At 50.2% G+C, this 21,780-nt stretch carries 19 protein-coding genes; 6 read left to right on the top strand and 13 right to left on the bottom strand.

Translation table 11 applies throughout. The annotated features are described in order from the left end of the window. The first annotated feature begins 80 nt into the window (after window positions 1-80). On the top strand, window positions 81-1,451 hold the full coding sequence (locus tag BP71_RS21525) for a hypothetical protein (protein ID WP_496383009.1): 1,371 nt from the start codon (window positions 81-83) through the stop codon (window positions 1,449-1,451). Window positions 1,452-1,482: 31 nt separating this feature from the next. Here BP71_RS21525 and BP71_RS21520 read toward each other — a convergent pair whose 3' ends face one another. Both BP71_RS21520 and BP71_RS21515 read right to left on the bottom strand, forming a co-directional pair. Next, window positions 1,483-2,352, bottom strand: a complete 870-nt coding sequence (locus BP71_RS21520; RefSeq protein ID WP_496383007.1) for an AraC family transcriptional regulator — start codon at window positions 2,350-2,352, stop codon at window positions 1,483-1,485. Window positions 2,353-2,529: 177 nt separating this feature from the next. Then, entirely contained in the window at window positions 2,530-3,837 is a 1,308-nt protein-coding gene (locus tag BP71_RS21515; RefSeq protein ID WP_496383005.1) for a BNR-4 repeat-containing protein, read from the bottom strand. A 610-nt stretch (window positions 3,838-4,447) separates the two neighbouring features. Between BP71_RS21515 and BP71_RS21510 the strand changes: the two genes are divergently transcribed. Then, window positions 4,448-4,810 (top strand): hypothetical protein, encoded by a 363-nt coding sequence (locus BP71_RS21510; RefSeq protein ID WP_496383003.1) that lies wholly within the window; start codon window positions 4,448-4,450, stop codon window positions 4,808-4,810. A gap of 182 nt (window positions 4,811-4,992) precedes the next feature. Here BP71_RS21510 and BP71_RS21505 read toward each other — a convergent pair whose 3' ends face one another. Further along, window positions 4,993-5,967 carry a c-type cytochrome gene (locus BP71_RS21505; protein ID WP_496383001.1) on the bottom strand — a complete coding sequence of 325 codons (975 nt, stop codon included), beginning with the start codon at window positions 5,965-5,967 and terminating at the stop codon, window positions 4,993-4,995. Between the two features lie 164 nt (window positions 5,968-6,131). Between BP71_RS21505 and BP71_RS21500 the strand changes: the two genes are divergently transcribed. From BP71_RS21500 to BP71_RS21485, 4 genes are all read left to right on the top strand, one after another. Continuing rightward, entirely contained in the window at window positions 6,132-6,671 is a 540-nt protein-coding gene (locus BP71_RS21500; RefSeq protein ID WP_496382999.1) for an LVIVD repeat-containing protein, read from the top strand. A 44-nt stretch (window positions 6,672-6,715) separates the two neighbouring features. Continuing rightward, complete coding sequence (locus tag BP71_RS21495) at window positions 6,716-7,486, top strand: LVIVD repeat-containing protein (protein ID WP_496382997.1); 771 nt, start codon at window positions 6,716-6,718, stop codon at window positions 7,484-7,486. 87 nt (window positions 7,487-7,573) lie between these two features. Next, window positions 7,574-7,798 (top strand): hypothetical protein, encoded by a 225-nt coding sequence (locus BP71_RS21490; protein WP_496382995.1) that lies wholly within the window; start codon window positions 7,574-7,576, stop codon window positions 7,796-7,798. 852 nt (window positions 7,799-8,650) lie between these two features. After that, complete coding sequence (locus BP71_RS21485) at window positions 8,651-9,037, top strand: VOC family protein (protein ID WP_496382994.1); 387 nt, start codon at window positions 8,651-8,653, stop codon at window positions 9,035-9,037. A 12-nt stretch (window positions 9,038-9,049) separates the two neighbouring features. On the opposite strand, the gene BP71_RS21480 is transcribed toward BP71_RS21485, so the two are convergent. The 10 genes from BP71_RS21480 to BP71_RS21435 form a co-directional block, all read right to left on the bottom strand. Then, window positions 9,050-11,470, bottom strand: a complete 2,421-nt coding sequence (locus BP71_RS21480) for a TonB-dependent receptor domain-containing protein (protein WP_496382993.1) — start codon at window positions 11,468-11,470, stop codon at window positions 9,050-9,052. After that, window positions 11,451-12,800 carry an HTTM domain-containing protein gene (locus BP71_RS21475; RefSeq protein ID WP_496382991.1) on the bottom strand — a complete coding sequence of 450 codons (1,350 nt, stop codon included), beginning with the start codon at window positions 12,798-12,800 and terminating at the stop codon, window positions 11,451-11,453. The genes BP71_RS21480 and BP71_RS21475 overlap by 20 nt, the downstream gene beginning before the upstream one ends. A gap of 10 nt (window positions 12,801-12,810) precedes the next feature. Then, window positions 12,811-13,935 carry an imelysin family protein gene (locus BP71_RS21470; protein ID WP_496382989.1) on the bottom strand — a complete coding sequence of 375 codons (1,125 nt, stop codon included), beginning with the start codon at window positions 13,933-13,935 and terminating at the stop codon, window positions 12,811-12,813. Between the two features lie 86 nt (window positions 13,936-14,021). Further along, window positions 14,022-15,224, bottom strand: a complete 1,203-nt coding sequence (locus BP71_RS21465) for a DUF4856 domain-containing protein (protein ID WP_496382987.1) — start codon at window positions 15,222-15,224, stop codon at window positions 14,022-14,024. Window positions 15,225-15,456: 232 nt separating this feature from the next. Continuing rightward, window positions 15,457-16,026 carry a peptide-methionine (R)-S-oxide reductase MsrB gene (msrB, locus tag BP71_RS21460; protein ID WP_496382985.1) on the bottom strand — a complete coding sequence of 190 codons (570 nt, stop codon included), beginning with the start codon at window positions 16,024-16,026 and terminating at the stop codon, window positions 15,457-15,459. A 97-nt stretch (window positions 16,027-16,123) separates the two neighbouring features. After that, window positions 16,124-16,852, bottom strand: coding sequence for a bacillithiol biosynthesis deacetylase BshB1 (gene bshB1, locus BP71_RS21455; protein WP_496382983.1), 729 nt, complete (start codon window positions 16,850-16,852; stop codon window positions 16,124-16,126). 13 nt (window positions 16,853-16,865) lie between these two features. Then, entirely contained in the window at window positions 16,866-17,942 is a 1,077-nt protein-coding gene (locus BP71_RS21450; protein ID WP_496382981.1) for a peptidoglycan DD-metalloendopeptidase family protein, read from the bottom strand. A gap of 78 nt (window positions 17,943-18,020) precedes the next feature. Beyond that, window positions 18,021-18,983, bottom strand: a complete 963-nt coding sequence (gene trxB, locus BP71_RS21445) for a thioredoxin-disulfide reductase (RefSeq protein ID WP_496382979.1) — start codon at window positions 18,981-18,983, stop codon at window positions 18,021-18,023. Window positions 18,984-19,158: 175 nt separating this feature from the next. Continuing rightward, a complete protein-coding gene (locus BP71_RS21440) occupies window positions 19,159-21,165 on the bottom strand; it encodes an OmpA family protein (protein WP_496382977.1) in 2,007 nt (668 codons plus the stop codon). Then, window positions 21,120-21,701, bottom strand: coding sequence for a 7-carboxy-7-deazaguanine synthase QueE (locus BP71_RS21435; protein WP_496382975.1), 582 nt, complete (start codon window positions 21,699-21,701; stop codon window positions 21,120-21,122). The genes BP71_RS21440 and BP71_RS21435 overlap by 46 nt, the downstream gene beginning before the upstream one ends. Window positions 21,702-21,780 lie beyond the last annotated feature (79 nt).

Genomic DNA, 21,780 nt, shown 5'->3' with positions numbered 1-21,780 from the left:
GCTGGCCGAACGAACAAATGAATATATAGTTAAACCTGAAAACGAGAGCGTATCAATTGTCGACCGCCGATAGCCAAAATATGCTTCCACTTCTAGCTGGTGCTGCCCGTGTTAAAACTACCCCGCCGCTTGGAACGCGGATCAATGGGGATTTTATCACGCATTATGCTACCTATATCCATGACGAGCTGTATTCCAAAGCTTTGGTTTTCAAACAGGGCGATACTTTTGTTGCTGTTGTGGTGGTGGATATTTGCGTGATGCCCAAGGATTTCCTGGATTCGGTAAAAACTGAAATCACGCGGTCGACTGGTATCCCCGCGTCTCACGTGCTGATTTCCGCCACACACACGCATGCCGCGGGTTCGGTGGCGGACGTGCATTTGGGTAGCGTAGACCCGGCTTATGCTCAAAAGCTACCCGGACTCATTGCCGCATCGGTGGGGCATGCAATTCGAAACCTCAGACCTGCGCGGATCGCATTTGGCGCGGTCCACGCACCGGAGCATCTGCTTTGCCGGAGGTATGAAATGAATGCGGACTACACAGCTCTCAACCCCGTAACCGGCCAGCCCGACCCTGTGAAAACCAATCCGTTCGGAGCTGAAAATATGATCCTTAATAGTGTCGCGCCTACGGATCCGGAACTAGGATACCTGGCGGTAAAAGGGCTGGATGGTCGGTGGATTAGCGTGCTCGCCAATTACTCGCTGCATTACGTAGGCGATTGGGAAAACGGTACGATATCAGCCGATTATTTCGGCGTGTTCTCCGAAGAACTCCGGGGAAAATTACAGGCAGATGAGGACTTTGTAGGTATGATGAGCAATGGAACCAGCGGCGATGTCAACATCTGGGATTTTCTTGACCCGGAACGTTACCCTGCTGAGCATTTTGCGAAGAGTGAACTGATTGGCTCTGACCTGGCTGGTAAAATAGCTCAGCGTATAGACGCATTGGAATGGCAGAGTGATGCAGTGCTGGAAGCGGCCCTGGAGATCGTGCAAGTACCCGTCGCCAAGCCGACCGAGGCGGAGCTGGAAATCGCCGCCAGGCTGGTAGCCGAAGCGCATTACGAAACCATTGAGCCAGATTTTGCTGGTTTAAGGCAAATTTATGCCAGAGAGCAGTTGCTACTGAACGAAACGCCCGATCTGCGGGAATGTCCTGTACAGGTGATCAGGATCGGCGATGGGATCATCGGTGGGCTGGCGGGTGAATTTTTCTCAGAAACAGGCTTATATCTGAAAGAAAAAGTAGTTGCAAAGCACTATTTTACGATCAGCATGGCGAATGGAAATGTGGGATATGTACCGCCTTCCGGCGAAATAGCTAACGGTGGTTACGAAACCTGGCGCTGCAGGTACAGCTGCCTCGTCGCGGGAGCCGAGGAAACGATTCGCGCGAGACTGCTTGTAATAGCTGCGCGGCTTGGCATTTTGGCAAGCTGATACTATTTTTCGGGGCCACTTTGAAAAACAACTACCGGACAACCAATGTTTTCCGATAGTCACTCGGGGTCATACTTTTTAGTTTTTTGAACTGCCGGTTGAAGTTGGCCAGGTTATTGAACCCGCATTCATAAGCTACTTCAACCACATTCCGGTCGTTTTCCGAGAGCAGTTTGCATGCGTGGCCGATGCGTACCGTCGTGAGGTATTCAACAAATGTGACGCGGAACTGCTCCTTGAAAAAGTTACAAAATGCGGTGACGCCCATACTACTCACGGAGGCGATTTCGCTAAGGCTGATATCCTTGTCGAAGTTCTGCATGATATATCCTGTGATTTTTTTGAAGCGGTCGGAGGAGTCGTAGTGGAAGTTCTGCACGAAGCGTGGACTCGCTAAAAGATCATATTCTGTTGTGCTGGACATGATATCGAAAATCAAAAACAGCGAAGACAGGCGTTGTATCCCGTTCTTGGCCGGCATTTCCCTGATCAGCTTGTTGATCCTGCTGCGCGTTTCTCCCCGAAGTGCCATGCCGCGGTCGGCCAGGTTGAGGACTTTTCTGAAATTGTCCATTTCAGGTATATTCATAAAGTCTTCACCCAGGAAGTCATCTGTGAAGTGGATTACCAGGGCATCAGCTTTGTCTTTTGCGCGCTGTTCCAGGTAGATAGGGTCGTTTACCCAGACATGCGGAAGTAATGATCCCATAAAAACCAGATCGTCCTCCTCAAAGTAGCCGATATGGTCGCCGACCATGCGCTTGCCGGTACTTTTATTGATCAGAACAAACTCGAAATGCGCGTGATAATGCCAGGGAGCTGGAAAGAAATCGCCTTTCTCACGAAACACGATAAAGGATTTGTCGACATCCTGAGGTAAGTGAAATTCAACAGCTTTCATTGTCCAGGGTTTTAGTGCCTGTGTAAACTAATACAAATTTTCAATCCAATCCAGTTTGTGAAAGATAGTATCAGAAATATGGACAAAAGTAGCAGAGGAAGCCCCTTTCTGATCCTCACAGCATTTCCTGAAACTTCTACGGAACGTTACTGAGAGGATAGCAAGGATGTATATGCGCTACGGGTTGATGACCTTGTACAAAATACTGCTGTCGTAATCCGTATAGTGAATGTAGGACCTGTTCTGCATCCACAAAAGCACCGTTTTGTTCCTGGCTGTCTTGTTGCGGGGAACGAATGGCCTGACGTTGTCCAGCCGGGAATTGCGGGTAACGGGCGAAATTTCCCACGAGCGACCCGCGTCTTGCGTGCGCCCACGCGAAATCTCAAAGACGCCATCGATCTGATGCGAAAAATAGATGATATCGGGAGAGGCAGGGTCGAATGTCATTCCTCCCGAGTAGTTAACCTCCCGTTCTTTCTGGCCCGCAGGTGTTTGTGGAAACCATTTACCTGCTTCGATGATCTTGTGGTCAGCCCATCGGGAGCCATCGAAGGAAGTATAATAGTAGTGGTGTTGCTGGTCGGTGGGGTAGCGGGCGTATAGAATCACCGGTCGGCCCCGACCGTCGGCGACAATGTCGAAAATCCAGGCCTTGCCGGTTTCGGGTGTCGCTTTGTAGACCACGGTGGCGTCCGACGAACGGAACGGCAGGGCATCCACGTCGCAGATTCTGGTGCCATCCGCACGCCAGAATGCGTTGTTCTCGTAGTAGCAATAATACACCGAATTAAGCGGCTCAACCGCCGGATGGCCGTCGGTAAACACAATATGGATTCGCGACTGCCCGTCGGAATAGTATTTGACATAGGGCCGGTTGTTGATATCCAGGACTTTCGAGGTGATCATGATTTTCGGCTCCGACCAGGATAGGCCATTGTCGTCGGAAGTGATCATATTGGGCTTGTAGCCGATCCAACGCCCGAAGCAGTACAGCCGGTTCTTCTCCGTTTCCAGCACGAACGGGTTGGCGTAAGTGTAGGTGTCTTTCTTATACAGCGCAACGAGCGAGTCGGTGCGGGGTTTGAACACGTTCGCTTTGCCAAAAGTGCGGATATCGAGCGGTTTTTGGGTGGTGTTCCGGATCACACCTTTCGGTTCTTCGTTCCTGCCGTGCCAGGTGTAGAGAGCGAGAATGCGTTTGTCGGGAAGAATGGCGAATGCTGGGTTGTCGTGGTCGTCCACTTCCAGCTTCTCATAAAGGGTCGCCTTCTCGGTCTTACCGGCACTTGCATCGAACATGGCCGCCTCAATGTCACCCTGCCTGGTGACCCAGCCGGTTACAATTCTGCTGCCGGTGGCTTCGGTGTACAACGCCCGCGGGTCGCTGAACCAGCACCAGGCGCCGTCGCTGGTGAGGGTTTGCTGGGCCGTTGCCCGCATTGCCAGAATTTGTAAAAGGGTCAGGAACAGTAGTTTTCTCATTGGTGATCGGGTTTGACTCCGCCGACCGTATGGAAGGGCCGGTAGCGTTTGGCATAAACAGGTATGCAAAATAACGATTTGATAGTTTCCGACGGTGATTCGTTTCTTTCCGGTTCTCACATACCAGAGGCTCTGGTTGATGCGGCCCTGGGTATTGAGGGGGCATTATGACCGAAGTCGATCGGCCAGGCAAGCCGTGCTGCGTGATTCTCAGGCCTTCCCGGTCAATGTAAACAAGCGGATCGTGACTTTGTCATCAGCGCGTTCTTACCACATGCAACCTTCTTGATAGGGGAGTTGCGGACCGTTCCGGGAAATTGATTTCCCGCTTTCCGATCCTGGGACGGTGGCCTTCGATGAGATCGACACAGTTCTCGTTGACATTGTTATTTATTCACAGCCGCTCACGCTGGCAGCGCTTTCAGCGGTGTAACCCGCGACTTTAACCGTTAAATAAGAATATGAATTATTTGATGCCGGGGGGAATCTTTTCAAGTGTAGATAAGGATTTGCGCCAGAGTTTGTTGCGCGATTTGGGCTATTGTTGCAGGTGAATCGTGGACTGGCTCGGATTGTAAGAACTGGCGTATAAGTCTAGATTCGTAATCAAATGTTGTTTTACCAACAATCCTACCCTCTGTTCATGCAGCAATCAAACATTTTCGCTTACGTTGAACTTTCAAAATTCGCCGAAGGCTTAACACTCAACTTGGACCGATCCCGGTCAGATCTTTTGGCCTTGCATGCCTTTTTTAAAATTCTTCCTTCCAAGATGTTTTCGCAGGAGTTAGCCGCTGAATGGGACGCCATCTGCAAAAGAGTTTCCCGCTCGGGCCCTGCGGTCGACGATCAGGGGCGGATTATTGTCAATGATGTGAAAAATACAATCAGCCAGATGGAAAGAGAAGAATGCTTCGAAATCGTAAAGCAGATTTATAGTCTGAAACAAAAAGTCGCTGGTGAATTTAATTAGTGGTGAGGTCTGACTAGGATAAAACTAAGAAACTTCCTTTTGGGCAAGTGTTAGCGGATAGGCAATAAGGTCATGCAGTTCCTATACAGTTATCAGGCGCGACGCAATTAACATTACCCATCGGGATATGTTAACTGCGCCGCCCTTAGCATGGAATTTTGTCCGATACGACAGCGTGAATCCTAATTAGGCATGAACTTGACGACCTTGTGATCGAGCGGTCGTACGGTCCGCAGGTACGCAAAGATCGCTTTCAAGTCAGTGTCCTTCATCCCCGCATACATCATCCAGGGCATGGCGGTATTCATTTCTTTCGGACCGACCTTGTGGGGTTTGTAGGTTGAATCCGCGTAAGCTTTGAATCGTTTTACAAAAGCGTCCTCTGTCCATAGTCCGATGCCGGTCTTCTCGTCGGGGGTTATGTTGGCGGATCTTAAAACGCCGTTTGGCATTACGAACTCCATCCCGCCTCCATACTCGGTTCCGGGAACTTTGGTGCCTTTTTCCCGCTGACTGTGGCATTCTACACAACTAGCGGCAGTAGCCATGTAGCGGCCATATTCCACGAGGTCGGTTTCGGCCGGTCTTTGGGTCAGGTTGGACTTGGTCGGCATCGTGTTGATCAGGATGTTGACCGGAAAATCGGCTTCCGCGGGCGCAATATCATGCTCGACGGGTGCGAGTGTCCGCACGTAGGCGATAATGCTGTAAATGTCTTCCTGGTCGAGTTGCCCGTAGTTCAGGTAGGGCATAATGGGGAACAATGCATGGCCGTCGCGGCTCTGGCCGGTTGTAATCGCCCTGAATACTTCGCCATCCGTCCATTTGCCGATGCCATAGGGAGTAATGTTGCGGGCGTAGAAAACGCCGGGGAAACCCAGGTCTCGGCTGAAAATTTCACCGCCGCCGCCGAAATTACCCGCAGCCAGGGGCGCTGAAAACAGACTCCAGTCGCGCGAACTGTGACAATCCATACAGACCGTGACATGGTTGGCAAGGTACTTGCCGCGTTCGATTCTTGCAGGCGTTCTCTCAATGGAGATGACCGGCGGCTCGCCTACGTTGGGCAGAGCGGTTTTGACGTAAGTGGCAGCAGCCGCGGCAAAAAGGATTGCGGCCAGCAGCACAAAGCCGAGGATTTTGAAGAGCTTCTTCATGATAGAGGAGTACAGAAAATGGTGAATGTGAGTTTTTTGTGAAAATTTACGATAAATCAGGGAGCAGTCAAAGCGATAATTATTAAGCGAAAAGCCGGGCCTGTGCAACGTTTAGGTGTAATATGGTGTCTAAGCTAGCAATCTGTACATCCTGACTATACGCCATGAAAAGAACACTACTGCTTACCGGCATTACCTTGATGCTGTTTTCGTGCCATTACCGTGACTCAGAGCCCTTTGTAGGTGATGTCAAATTCGATGGAACAGGTTACCGTCCCGTATATAAGAGCCCCGAGGATGTCGCCAAGGTTGAGATGGGCGCGGCACGTTCGCTGAAAGAACCCGGGAAGATCTACACATTCGGCCGGTATTTGTATATCAATGAGTTGGGAAAGGGAATTCATATCGTGGATAACCAGGATCCCAAAAAGCCGGAAAATCTTTCATTCATTTCCATTGTCGGAAATTATGACATTGCAGTCAAAGAAAACTGGCTGTATGCGGATAACCTGTCCAACCTGCTGGTGATCGACATTACGAACCCTACCCAGCCCAAACTCGCGAAAACCATTCCCAATGCCATTCCGGTTCACAGTTACCCGCCGCTTCGGGGGATTTACTTTGAATGTGCCGACAGTAAGAAGGGTGTTGTGGTGGACTGGGAAAAGGTTGATATGGAGAAACAACCCAAATGCTACCGGTGATCATACAAACGACTCGTTATTCTGATAATCAACTTCATCCGACCATGAAAAAAATAATCCCGCTGCTATTTCTCGGGCTTGCTGCCTTGGGTTTGTTGCTGATACTCAACGCATGTGATGGTAGCAGAGACGGCGATCCTTCCATGAACCCGCAAACCGGATCCGGCGGTTCGATGGCGCGTTTTGCGATTACCGGAAACACTTTGTACATCGTCTCGAACGAATCCCTGGAAGTATACGATATCAAGGAAGGGGGCAGCCCGGTCAAAGCGACTAAGAAAGATCTGGGAGTGGGTATTGAAACTATATTTCCCTACCAGCAGAATCTGTTTATCGGCGCTATGGACGGTATGTACATTTACAACAATAGCAGCCCCAATAATCCTGTTCTCCTGTCGAAGTTCACCCATGTGCTCTCTTGCGATCCGGTGGTTGTGCAGGGTAAGTATGCGTATGTGACACTCCGTGCAGGCGTGAGCTGCCGGCCGGGCGGTTTGTTCAGTTCCCTGGACGTGGTCGACATTAGCAATCCCACACAGCCTGCCCGGGTGAATAGCCAGCGACTGGATTCACCCTATGGACTTGGGGTTTCGGGCAATAAGCTCTTTGTCTGCGAGGGTGAGAAAGGATTCAGGGTAATGGACATTACCGACCCCAAGGTGCCGTTGTTTAAGCATTTTTATCCGGAAATCCCTTCCTATGACGTGATTGTTCGCAAGAACCACCTCATTATCACTGGAAAAAAAGGGCTGTTTCAATACAAGTTCGATCAATCCGACAGCATTGAATACCTAAGCCAGATCCCGGTTCTATGAAAAGAGCGCTACTGATTATTTCCGTTCTTTTAGCCACAGTTACAGTTCCATTGCCCAGGTAATCGACGCAGAGTCCGCAAAAGCCTCGTGATCGTCAAGTACTCGCCCGTGGCAATGTTCGATTTCGACAATACGGTTCAGTTCGGAGCCGGGATACCGTTCGGGAACGGAGATTTTACATTACAGCAGGACCCGGGTTACGGCACTTCTGCGTTCAATTTGTGGTATTATAACGAAGATTGGTCGCCAGACAAACGGCCATTAAGAGCAGGACGCAGTTCAGGTTTTATTACTTCGGAAGGCGTAGAATGAGAGGCTATGTAGGGCCTGAACTTCTTTTTAAGAAAGTGTTTTACAGGAAAAATCAATGGACAGGGATGGACTGCGCCTGCGGCAATTGTCAAGTAGGAGCATGAGCGGTGTAGGTTTATCAAACGGGGTCCTGCTGGCAAATGCCTGATAACCTGTGAATTATTTCGCGGTGTGCACAATTTTAAGAGAAAAACGGATAACGCGGGGTTGCTCGACGCAAGACCCCGCGCTGCAATTAACGTTGAGTAAGCAAGATATTCGAATATAAATATCTTGTCGCTAAATCGCTACAAACAGCCTGTTTATTCCAATTAGTTCTATTGATATTACAACCAGTTTGAGTTAACGGTAAAAAATAGCTGGTGATTCCTGGCTTTGAAGATGAATCTGGCTTGATAGCTCAGGAGAAGTCCTTTCTGAAAGTGGTCAGGAAGAGGATTGATCAATCGTGGATTCCATATAGACGTCACGAGTTTTTGACGTGTTACGGCCGCAGTGATGATTTTGCAGCGTTGGCCCGGGATGGGTTTGATCCGGGCCTGAGACCTGTTCGGGGCGTTTGAAGAGAGCCGGTATTGAAAAATCATTTTTCCGAATTACTCGGAAAAATGATTGAAACTACTTACTCAACGTTACCCGATTTCTCGGTTAAAGTGATGCGATTTAGCTTTTTATCATCAAAAAGGCTCATCCGGGTGACTTTACTTTTCAAAAATTCGACTAATACAGCGAAAACGTCGACAAATGAGGTGGATAGCGGCTTCATGCGTTGCGGATTTCAGCCAGACGGCTTTGGAAAGGTTTAAGGGATTGATTATCTTAAAGTATCGCTTACCGCTAAACTCCCCCACTATGGACAATGCTATCAGCTGGTTTGAAATACCCACCACCGATCTGGACCGCGCAACAAGTTTTTACGAGCAAATCTTTCAGATCAAGCTTTTTCCGATGGATACACCTAATCTGAAAATGAGGATGTTCCCGATCGACGATATGATGACAGGCATCGGAGGGGCGCTGGTATTCAGTGGTGGCTTCCATAAACCTTCGGCTACCGATGGGCCATTGATTTATCTGAATGCAAACCCGGATGTGCAGATCGTACTCGACCGGATTCCTGCGGCGGGAGGTACTATCATTGTACCTAAAACACAGATCAGCCCTGAGTACGGCTACATGGCAGCCTTTCTGGACTCGGAGGGAAACCGGATCGCACTGCATTCTGCGCCGGCTTCCTGATTCTGGTTCGCGTCAGATTTTGACCTGCAATGTCAGATAAAAACCGCGCCCGTCGGACGGTAGTATTCCCGGGCCGGGATAACCGGTGGCGCGGCGGGTAAAGTACATTTCGTTGGCCAGGTTGTTGATGCTCCCCTCGGTGCGAAACCGTTTCCATTCGTATGAGAGGCTCACATCCATAATCTTGTAAGCCGGAATGAGGCCTACTACCGACGATACTCCACCCTCAACTGCATTGGTAGCTTCCGAAAACTGCTCCGTGAGGTGTGCAAACTGGAAGGAGCCTTTCAGTTTTTTGTATCCCAGTCTCAAACCGGTCTTGATGTTCACTTTCGGTACGAATTCCACCTGGTTGCCTTGCACGCCCGGGATTTCGCTGTGCTTGTAGTCGGAACTGATGAAGGCTGCATTGGCAAACAGTACGCCACTCCAATTGGTATTTTCCCCGTTAGCCAATCGAAGCAGATCCGCCTCGGCATATGATTCTATCCCCATGATAATGGCCTGCCCTACATTGCTGCGCAGGCGGAGGACGCGATTGCTTTCGTCATAGAACTGCACCTCGCCGATTCGGTTGTTGTAGTTGAGGTAAAACAAACTGATATCGTAGTTGTAAAGGGCAGTCTGGTGGCTGCGCACGCCCAGATCGATCGAGTAGCCTTTTTCATCTTTCAGATTGGGGTCTATCACTGAAGACGGGTTGGCAATGCGCATGTCGCTGAAAGTGATGGACCGGTAATTTTGTGACATATTCCCGTACAGCTCCACATTGGTATGGGGTTTGTAGCTGATCCCGACTCCGGCCAGAAGAAACTGCCGCCCGTTGGAGCGATATTCGTCGGTCCGCGAAATGTTGATGACATTACCCGCCAGATCACGGGCGATGTTGCCGTAATAGCCGTCTGCAGTGGTCTTAATGTATTCAAAACGAATACCCGGCGTAATGGAAAGCCGATTGCTCAGGTAAAAGATGTTTTCAGCAAAAAAGGAAATGTTACGGTTGGGAAAGCGGTAATCGTAGGTGATGAACCGGTCCGGTTCCACAAAGCTAAAATCGGCATCTTTACCATTGGACCCGAGTCCTTGTAAATTATGGTTGTAGCCATAGTAGTAGCGGCTTCCGACGAGCAATACGGACATTTTTTTGGCTAAAAAATACCGTTTCAGGTAGCGGGCTTCGGCGCCCCAGTTGGTGAAATCGCCTTTGATCAGGTCACGTTCGCTGTTATCGTCTATCGTAGCGACCCTATTAGGACGGAAACCAAGGGAGTAGCGATTGGCAGCCAGCCCGAAAATTCTCAGGTTAAATTCGTTGGCCGCATTAAAGCGGTGATCGAAATGCAGGGCCGCCATATTCCAGTTAACCTGAAACCAGTTTCGCTCCCGGTTCGTCTGCCTGGGATCCGCCCGGAACATCGCGTCGGACAGGCCTCCGGGCTGCTTAGCCAGGTAATGCATGTGTGTTACATCCAGGCCAATGGTGGTCTTCTCAGTAAACTTGTAGTCAAGATCGGCGTAGACCGTGTAGTTATTGAATTTTGAGTTTGCCCGCCATCCGTCAGCCCGTTTGTATTGAAAGAACGTATAGCAGCTAAGTTTGCCGACCGTGCCGCTGGCGCTGGTGAACGTGTTGTAAAAACCGAACGAACCTGTACTTTGCCTGGCCACCACTTCCAGTTTTCGATCCTGGACTGGTTTTTTCATAACAAAATTGATGAGTCCACCGAACTGTGTTCCATATTGCAAGGAGGCTGCACCACGCACGATCTGGATTTTGCCCACGGCCTCGATGGGTGGCGTATAATAACTTTCAGGATATCCCAAGGCATCCGCGCTGATGTCATAACCATTCTGGCGCACATTGAAATTGGAGCTTCGGTTAGGATCCAGGCCGCGTCCTCCGATGTTCAGCTGCAAGCCACCGCCCTCGTTTTCCCAGATGTTAAGACCTGCCACGCGTGAGTATACCTGCCGCGCATTATTGGTTGATAAATTGGCAACCAGCTGATCAGGCGTAATTACTTCGGATTTCTTGCCTTCGTAAATGCCCATGTTTTCCACGCCCCGCAGCCGCGAGAAGCCAAAATCAGCTCCTTTTTCTTTCACGGTCAGTTCATCCAGATTTTGCTCGGAGCTCGCCAAATACAGCTCGACATACAGTTCTCTCCCCCGGACATTAAGCTGTTTTTTCAGGATGCGGTATCCCGACGAAGCGGTTTGCAGCGCATAATTGCCGTTTGGGATGGAGAGGAACACAAAGTTTCCATCCTGATCGGTATGAGTACTCAGTTTTTCATTCAAAAATACGGTGCAAGCCTGGATGGCGGAGCTATCGGACCGGGACAAAATACGACCTGATAACCGCGTCTGGGCCATGGAAATGCCGGTGATCAGTAGTAGAAGAGGTAAAAATCTAAAAGCCTTTAATTTCATCGTTAAACGGGGTAATCCAGGATTTATGCCGGTGGGATTCTGTCTGTTGAGCCAGGTCCACATTCGGATCGATTAATGGTTTGCCCATGCGCCCGTTCAGGGCTACATAGGAATCTACGCGTACTTGAGGGTATTCAAAACCGCGTGCGGCGTAATGGTCGCGTAGCATATGCGCGTATTGCAGGATCATGTCTGGCTGGGTTGACATCATTTTTTCCTGCAAACGGGTTAAAAAAGCATTGTTATTGACGACCTGCTTTTTCCCTTTTGCGTCGGTGATGGTAAACTGGGTATAGCCTGCTTTTTCCATGAGCATTACCCGCCATGAAAAACGGTAACCTTCCTCAGTCCAGAAAAGCTCGTCGTGGTAGAGCAGGTAGCGGAAAGGGAAGGTGAATTGAAATGCAAAAAACATGGCGAAGACTGCGTAAAGTGCTGGTTGCAAAACCGTCGGGAACTGATAACGTCCCTGCGGCCTGAGATACGATTCCGGCAGTCTTAGCCAGAAGGCGACCACGCTGATAATTTTTTGATGGAATTTGGCCGGGAAAAAGATCAGCGCCGTGACGATCATGATGTAGGGAAACATGCCGATCGGAAAAAGCAGGGAGGTAGCCAGGTGAAAAACGACCACGGAAACATAAGCAAATGGTCTTGTTTTCCGGTTCCATAGCAGGAAACCAATGCTTAGGTCATAGATACAGCCCATCCAGCTGAAAACATAAGCCGTCGCGGTGTCGTTGAACAAAGTTCCGACCACCGGGATGTCATTTTTAGCGGGTAGCCATATTTTGAGCGGCAATGCATGCAGTAGCCAATCACTGTTGAGTTTGGCCAGGCCGGCGTAAAAGTAAAGCATGCAGACGATCACCCGGATGCTGTCTGTGCACCACGCGGGTATCTGTGCGGCGAGCAGCTTTGAATCGCGGCGGGAGTCAACTGAAAATAGCGTGTGAGCCGGCAGGAACACGAGCATAAAGCAAAGCACGCTGACGAAGTAGTAGTGGTTCAGATAGGTGCTCTTGTCCATGAGTTCGATGTAGGTAAAACTCAGGAAAAGTGTCACCGAGGCCCACCTGTAAAACCACCCGATGGCGACCAGCAGGGCGGAAAAACCGCATAGCGCAAAAAGGGCATACGTCCACTCGCCAATAGGCTTCACAAACTCAAAGCCGTAGAACGGAAAAAAGAACTGCGGACTGATATACAGCTCCCTGACCCAGCCCATAGTCACAAAACGACAGATACTGATGAGCAGCATGGTGCCGAAAATGGCCCTGAACACGGCCAGGGGAGCTGCGGAAGAATATTTTTGCAGATAAGCCCGCATGGTTCAGAACTTAGTCGCCGTCGTTGTCGGTATAGGTAATGGTAATGCTCATCGCCGAGGTCATATCCACTTTGAGCATGCGTACGGCTTTTTGCATCTCGTTGTAGGTGTCCTTCATAACCTGGTTGTTGGTTTTTACCTCTTCGTAGAGGTTGGGCTTTAATGCTTCGAGTTTGCCGGTAGTTGCCAGGAATTGTGCATTGATGCTCTCGCTCAGTAACTTGCCGGTGCTACTGTCCTTCGCGCCCAACGCGTCCAGATAGGTTTTGAGGCCGACCCCGGCCTCACCGGTGCCTACATGCCGGCCGTTGAAGAAGTCGAAATATGCCTTATGCGCTGTTTCGGCGAGGACTTTCGAAATATCCTTCTTATAGTAAGCTTCCACCTTTTCGGGAGCGGGAATGCCATTGGCCATTGCACCGGACGGAATGCCAAACTTGCCCGAGCGGATGTAGCGCTCGTAGTGTAGCACAATGCCGTTCACCATCAGCGATGTCGATGAGCCGATATCCAGGCCGGTTTTGGTGGTGAATGTATTGAGATACTCACCGTTCCATTCTCCCATGACTTTGCCCAGCAGCGATTCCATGCGGGTCGTGACCTGGTTAATGTAAGCGAGTTTTTTGGCGGCGTCGCGCGCAGTGGTGTATTCTGCCAGGATTGCGGCATCGTCGGCACCAATGCCGTTGATCAGGTAATCGAGTGCAGGAAAGCCCTGGGTGGCGTAGGAGCTGGGCACTTCGAGGCTGGATGTCGGATCGGCGATGTTGGCAGCAATGCCATTGACATTCGCAGGATAGATGTTGAAGAAGTTACGGATGGTGTGTTTTTCACCAGGGCCGAAATCAAACAGTTCTACACGCTCCCAGGCAATATAGGCCGTGGCCCACGCGGAGCGGAATTCGGTCAAGGTCTGGGCGTCGGGCTTAGCCGTAAATGCCTTGGATTTTTCTACCATCCGGTCAAACCGGGTTTTGAACTGATCGTAGGAGGGGAGTATGATCCTTTCCGCAATACTTTTCAGCACAACCGAGCGGTCCTTGCCTTCGTCTGTCGGCTGCGGATCAGGTTTTTCGCTTCCGCCCGAACAGCCCAGGAAAAGCGATGTCAGAAGGAGCGCGAAGTACTTTTTCATCAGAATCACAGGTTAGATTTTAAACGACAAATGGTGGACCGGCGAAATTGCCGATCCACCCACTTGAAAAGAGGTAATATGCGCTGTTACAGCTTGAATTTCTTAGTAATAGCTTCGGATGCCGCGTTGATCTTATCATTGGTAAGGTCCCAGAAGCCGTTCGACGAACTTGTCGTACCTAACAAACCTGCCAGGATGGTGTTGGAGAAAGTATCATCGGCCCCGTTGATCGAGCAGTAACGCAACGAGTAAATAAAGCCGAGTCCTTCGCCAATAGCGTGGGCGCGGGCAGCGTCCGTTGTTCCGCTTTTCCATTTAGCAAGGTAACCCAATGCGGCGTTAGCGATCGCTTTCTCCATTTCGGTGCGGATAAATGTCGCCTGTGTTTTCAGCTCGGTTTTGTCGTTGTTCACGATCGCCACTCGGCCTTTCAGAAATGCGGTGTGGATTACCGAGGAAACAACTCTGTTGTATTCCCAAAGGTAAGATCCCAGAAATTGCTCATTTGCTTTGGCCCCTTTGGCATCAAGCGTTGCTCCTTCGAGGAAAATTGGGTTTGGTGTAAGCAAGCCAAAAGCTTCGTCCCAGTTGTGTTCAAGCGCAGTGTATTTTTTGCCTGAAACCAACACCGTGTTATCGGCATCTAAGCCTTTGTCCAATAGTACATTGCCGATATAATCCAATTGTAATGCACCGATGAGGCCTTTTTGGATGATCTGGGCGATCTCGATGCCCTTCGCATCTACCAGGTAGGTACCCAGTTTGCCGGCCTTGCCTTTTTCTGCCGTTAACTTGACCGACTTGCTTGCTTCCGCCATTTGCGTGAAATAGCCTTCAAGTAACGTGCGTTCTACATCTGCGGTAGATCTCGACAATGCTGTAATGCCGCGCAGCTGTACTCCCGATGCATTCAAATCGTTACCATTCACGAGCACCGCCCCTGATTTGACGTCTTTGAACGGGTTACCACTATTCGCAAACATGTTTTTCATTACAGTCGCGTCCAGGGTGGCTGAGTCGCGGACGGCACTACCGATGTAGTAGTTCAATGCCTGGAACATTCTGTAACGGTCAGTTCCGGATTTCAGATCGGCAGTGGTATCGCCTTTGGCGTCGATGAAAAGGCTTTTGTAGGGGGTAGTTGGCGTTACTTTTGCATAATCAATCTTGGCACGAAGGTCTTGCTGCGCAGGAGGCGTTGGCTCGTCGTCGTCGGAGCAGGAGACAAGTCCGAACGCAACGACTGAGGCGAACAACATGGCCCGCAACTTGAAATTGTAGTGTAGCATTTGATGCAGTAAGCGTTTTTGTTAAGGATGTAACTGGCTGGTTTATTTAGAATAATTATAAACCGCGACAAACATAGATATTATTTAGAATTGGAACAAATTATAAGACAAAGAGTGTGAAAAAGTTTTGCGGGATACAATGTAAAAGGGACATCCCTCTTTGAATGCGAGCCGTTTGGCCCCCGCATCTGAGGAATGTCCCTACATGTTCACTAAATCAGAAGCGGAGGTATCAGCTACCGGACTCCGGCTTCTTTTTGCTGTTGAATTTTTTCTCGGCCGTCTTGGCCTTTTCAAAATCCAGTACTACGCCGTTGATGCAATAGCGCAGCCCGGTTGGGGGGGGACCGTCGTCGAACACATGGCCCAAATGCGATTTACAACGGCCGCACATAACTTCGATCCGGTGCATACCGTGGCTATCATCTTTCGCCTCAAGAATGGACTGTTTGCTGATCGGCTCAAAGAAGCTCGGCCAGCCGCAGCCGCTCTCATACTTGGCATCGCTTTTGAAAAGCGGATTGCCGCATACCGCGCAGTAGAAGGTTCCGATTTCCTTCGAGTGTTCATAAGGACTGGTAAACGGCCGCTCGGTTCCTTTCAGACGGGCTACTTCATAGACTTCCGGCGAGAGTATTTTCTGCCAGTCGTTGTTGTTTTTTTGTACGGGTGCCTTATCCGTATGGGAGTACTCGGGCGCTTTCGGTGTTGTTTTAGCCTGGTTGGGGGAGGATTGGCCGTAACAATTCTGAAGTGCCACGGTAAAAACCACCGCTATGGCCAGCATGATTATTTTTTTCATATGTCGGTAATCTGTTGTTTGCTAAGATATACGATAGAAACGCTGCCGGAGGTCAAACAAATTCCCGAATATTATAACAAAAGTATCACGGCCGGTATCAGAGGAAGACTGAAAGATCCTTTACACCCAGCTTACGTGCTGTGGTGAACCCTTCCCCATAGGTTACGCCGATGGCGTGGCCCATTTCCTTTGCACGTGCTATGATGAATTCAAGGAATTCCGGAGTGGAAATGTAGCTTTGCGGCTCACCTTCACCCTGGTATTCCGGCACATGAAACTGGCTTTTGAAGGCCCTGATCGCCTCGACCTTTTTGTCGTGGTATGGCGTGATGTCAACAATGAAATCCGGTTGAATATGACGGTCCTGGATGGTATGGAACACTTGTTTCGGTCGCCAGGCTTCCTGTTCATTGCCCGCTTCGTCAAATGTTTTGATCATCCGCAGGCCGGAATAAAAGCAACTGTCAGAAACGAGCTGTGCGCCGCGGCCATGGTCGGGGTGCCGGTCGTGGATAGCGTTGGTGATCACGATGTCCGGCCGGTATTTGCGGATGTAAGGAATGATGGCTTTCTGATGTGCTTCGTCATTGAGAAAAAAGCCGTCGGCCAGGCCCACATTGTCGCGGACTTCTACACCCAGGATCCGGGCGGCGTCTTTGCCTTCCTGAATTCTGCCTTCCGGCGTGCCCCTGGTGCCGAGTTCTCCGCGGGTGAGATCTACAATGCCCACCTTTTTTCCCAGCGCGATTTGCGAAAGGAGTGTACCGGCGCAGCACAGCTCCACATCGTCGGGGTGGGCTGTGATGGCAAGGATATCTAATTTCATAATTGGTTTCTGATTATTTAATGCGCAGTTTCTGTCCGATCCGCAAGGTAGCGCGGGTAGACATCCGGTTTCTGCGGGCAATGGATGAAATGCTCACGCCATAACGTGAGGCGATTGAGCCTAAGGTATCACCTGACCGTACTTTGTGTAAAATGGAACGGGAATATGCGGCAGGTGCATCACCGGCTTCAAATTCACTTTTGGTTGACTTGCCCCGGATGTGGCTCCATGCCGCGCTGGTCAACAGGAAGTGGTCGGAGCGAATAGTTGTGTTTTCCCAGTCAAATATACTTTGAGGATCAAATGGATTGCCTTCATACCGGTTTTCATAATGCAAATGTGATCCGGAGCTTCTGCCGGTATTGCCACCCAGACCAATTACTTCTCCGGCTTTTACGAGTTGACCCGATTCCACCATTTGTTTCGAAAGGTGGCCGTAAAGTGTTTCCAGGCCATTGTAATGCCTAACGACTACAAATCGGCCGTATCCGCTGCCATCCCATGCCACGATGCGCACCATACCATCATAAGTGCTGCGGACCGAATCACCCGTTTCGAGATCAAGGTCAGTACCGTTGTGCCAGCGGCCCCAGCGGTAAGAGAATTTGGAGGTAATCGGGGTGCGGGTCATGGGGGTTGCCCACATGCGGTTGGCTGCTTCGTCGTACAGTTTTAGATCCACCGGCTCATCGAATTCAGCCGGGCTCAGTCCGTAGGGGTTGATCGTCCGGGCATCCCAAATGACGTAGTATTCGGCTGCTTTTACCCATTCGTCGGCCACCAGGAGCGAATCTTCTGCAATGGCCACTTCCGGTTCGCTTTCATCGATTGTGGCTGTGTCTTCGCTGACGACAGGGTTCAACGGCTTTACGGGTTCGAACTGGCTCTGGAATTTCAGATTGGATGTTTCCACCTCGTATTCATCCTCGGGCTGAGGAGCGGAGGCTTTGGTGGTCGGGCCCTCATTGGCATTGTTCCCCGACTGATTGATTTTCGGGTTTTTTCTGAATTTTCCTCGCTCTTGCGCTTGCGTGTTCCAGGAGATCAAACACACGGCCATTAGCAAACATACAATAAGCTTTACTCTCATAAGTATAATACCAAATCAGACTACGCTGGTGCTTACCATTCAACGTAGCCTGATTCCTATTAGGGGTTGTGCGATTAATTAAGCTGTTTCTTCTTCGATAATAACGTCCACTTCCCGCTCTACCAGAAATCTTTCAGCATCCAACGCAGCCATACAACCTGTTCCGGCAGCGGTAACTGCCTGGCGGTATACATTGTCCTGAGCGTCACCGCAGGCGAATACGCCTTTGATATTGGTGCAAGAACTTCCTTTAATGGTCTGGATATATCCGGTTTCGTCTAAATGAAGATAACCTTTGAAAATATCCGTGTTGGGTTTGTGGCCAATCGCAACAAAGAAACCGGTTGCTTCCAAAAGTTGCTCCTCGCCGGTTTTATTATTTTTAACCAGTACCGATTCAAGTCCTTCTTCACCGTTGAGCTTCACCGTTTCGGTATTCCAGAGGATCTCGATATTGGGCAAAGTTTCAAGGCGTTTCTGCATGATCTTCGATGCGCGCATTTCATCGCGACGAACAAGCAGGTACACCTTGCGGCAAAGTTTGGCAAGATAGCTGGCTTCTTCGGCAGCCGTATCGCCGGCGCCTACCACTACAACGTCCTGGTTGCGGAAAAAGAATCCGTCACAAACTGCACAGGCAGACACGCCGCGGCCATTCAAACGCTCTTCGTCTTCAAGGCCAAGCCATTTGGCAGAGGCACCTGTGGAAATAATGACCGCGTCGGCAGTGATTTCGTGCTTGTTGTCGATAATCACTTTATGCGGGTACCCCGTAAAATCAACCGAAGTAGCCAGGCCATAACGGACATCAGTACCGAAACGTTTGGCTTGTTTTTCAAAATTGATCATCATTTCAGGGCCGGTAATGCCGTCGGGATAGCCCGGGTAATTGTCAACTTCTGTGGTGATGGTCAGCTGGCCGCCCGGCTGGGCACCTTGGTAAAGTACAGGATTCAATCCCGCGCGGGATGCATATATGGCGGCTGTGTAACCGGCAGGGCCGGAGCCGATAATTAAGCAAGAGACTTTCTCGGATGACATGTTAATATAAAACTACTGTTAATGACGAATTTTCTAGGTTTTGGCTGGAAATCCCAGCGGTGCCAGACAAGGCAAATCTTCGTGTGTGAACCTGGATTCTGCCTTATTGTACCTGTCAGTACAACAGCGGCAGACTGACAAAAGTGCAAAATTTCAGCCCGTTATGCAAATGCATTTAAAGGATGCGCCATTCGATCCTTCGGTTTTTTTGCCGGTTTTCATCCGAATCGTTAGGTGCCATGGGCTTTGTCTCACCATAACCTTTGGCCAAAATCCGGTCGGCCGAAATTCCTGCCTGTTGCAGATAATATTGTACCGACTGCGCCCGGCGTTGCGAGAGCGCCATATTCTCGCTGTCCGAACCCACATCGTCGGTGTGGCCGGATATTTCAATTTTGATAGTTTTGTTCTTGCTCAGAAAGTCGGTCAGCTTGTCGAGCTCCACCTTGGATTTGTCGTCGAGAATGTATTCTCCTGTCTTGAAGAAAATGTTGTGCAAAACTTCGGCGCGGTCTTTCTCGATCGCTTCAAGCGGAATTTCAAGGTCTACAAACGACTGGGTATCATCGACCGAAAACGAAAGGCTTTTAAAGAGGTATCCCGGCTTTGAAACAAAGAAGGCATATTCGCCCCCGTTGTTTAGTACCGCCAAAAACGAGCCGTTCTGACTGTCGGAATTGAACGACCCTACCTTGGTCTGGGTTTTCAGGTCGTAAAGATCGATATCGGAGGCGAGTACGGTTCCCGTTTTTTTATCAAAGACCTTGCCCTTCGCATAGCGTGTAGGCGTAATGATTTTTTGCAATGACTCGGGAACGCGGAAGGTGTACAGCAGCGAGCGGCCGTTGCCTTTTTCGGTATTGTCGTCGGTATAATAGGCATTCTCCCCGTTGGCCGCGATAAAAAGCCCTACCTGGTCGGAAACGGTGTTGATAGGGTAGCCAATGTTGGCAGGCTGTGCCCAGACCGTATCCATTTTTTGGGTAATAAAAATATCGAAACCTCCCATTCCCGGCAGGCCGTTGGAAGAATAAAACAGCGTGCGGCCGTTCGCGTGGATGAAGGGGGCATTCTCATCGTCGGTCGTATTGATGGCCGGGCCGAGGTTTTTGGGAGCGGTCCATTGCTTCTTGTCGTCCAGACGTGTCACCCAAATATCGCGCTTGCCAACGCCGCCTTTCCGGTCGGAGGCAAAATAGAGCGTATGGCCATCCGCGGATAGAGAGGGTTGTGATTCCCACTCGCGGGAGTTGACCTGTTGTCCCAGATTTAGCGGCTGGCTCCATTCTTTCCCTTCTTTGTGGGAAATGTACAAATCGCAGCTACCATGGCCGTCGGGCCGGTTGCAGGCTGTGAAAACGAGCGTGCGGCCGTCTGCGGAAACGGTGCAAGTACCTTCGTTATTGGTAGTGTTAATGGCTTTGGAGATTTCTTCGGGCACATCCCAACGGTCAGCCACGCTGCGGTCAGCCGGGCTGCGGTCAGCCGGGCTGCGTTCAGTCGCGCGGCCGCCTTTTATGCGGCGGGTGACATAGATATTCTCGTCGCGGTTTTCGGTAAGTCCGGTGAAGATCAATGTCTCATCATCGGCAGTCATCACGGGGAAGTACTGAGTACCCAGGAAATTGACTGTATCACCCATCGATTTTTTCTCGATAACCAGGGGGTTTTTAGTTGCCTGCTGGGCAAAACGTGCGGACGCTACCGATTTTTCTGCCAGCCTTCCCAGGCTCGATTTCGGTGGGAATAGTGCCAAAGCCTTCCCGAAATAAAATTGTGCCGAATCATAGCGCTGCACGTTGAAATGGTCGCGGCCGATCCATTGGAATGCCGGCGCGGATTGAGGGGCATCCGCTTTGAGACTAACGGCCTTGTAGTAATGCTTGCGGGTAAGGTCCGTCTTCCTTTGCAGTTCGTAAATCTGCGCCAGCCGCAAATGTGTATCGTAGCTGTTAGGCTCGATTTCGAGCACTTGCTCAAACAGTTCTGTCGCTTCGGGGAGCCTTCTTTCCTGCCACGCCTTTTGTGCCTTGTCGTATACTTGGCGCGCTGTTCTGGATAATGTAACGTCCTGAGCTGAAACGTATTGGAGAGTGGAGATGCCTAGTGCGAAACAAAAAAAAATAACCCGGTGCATTATGGAATATTCATAAACTTGTGAGTTTGTAACGACATTTTCCATTTGGGATTGTCTTTGATATAGTCAATTATCAAAGGCAGCATCACGTCCTGCTTACTCCATTCGGGTTGTAACAGAAGAGTACAATCCGGCGAAACTTTGGCTGCGTGCTCTTCGGCGAAGTCGAAATCGCTCTTATTATAAATGATCGCTTTCAACTCGTGGGCGTTGGCGTAAATGTCCGGGTGCGGGGTTTTGAATTTTTTAGGAGAAAAACAAACCCAGTCCCAATGACCCGTAAAGGCGTAAACGCCCGAGGTTTCGATATTGGTTTTGAAGCCCGCGGCCTGCAAGGCGCCTGTCAGCTCATCGAGATTGTACATCAGCGGCTCGCCGCCGGTAATGACCGCCAGGCGGCCGGGATACTGCAATGCACCTGCTACAATGGCATCTATATCAAATTTGGGATGGATGCTGGCGTCCCAGGATTCCTTCACGTCGCACCAGTGGCAGCCCACATCGCAGCCGCCGAGGCGGATGAAATAGGCGGCACGACCGCTGTGCTGGCCTTCACCCTGCAAGGTGTAGAAGGCTTCCATCACCGGCAGTTCTGATGTAACGATAGGCAAAGTTTCGGTAAGCAAAATCTTGAAATTCTTAATGTTGTAAAAATGGGTA

This window comes from Dyadobacter ginsengisoli DSM 21015 (genome assembly GCF_059568735.1).
Note: the sequence above shows the minus strand (reverse complement) of the source record. Positions and strands in the feature narration are given on the sequence as shown.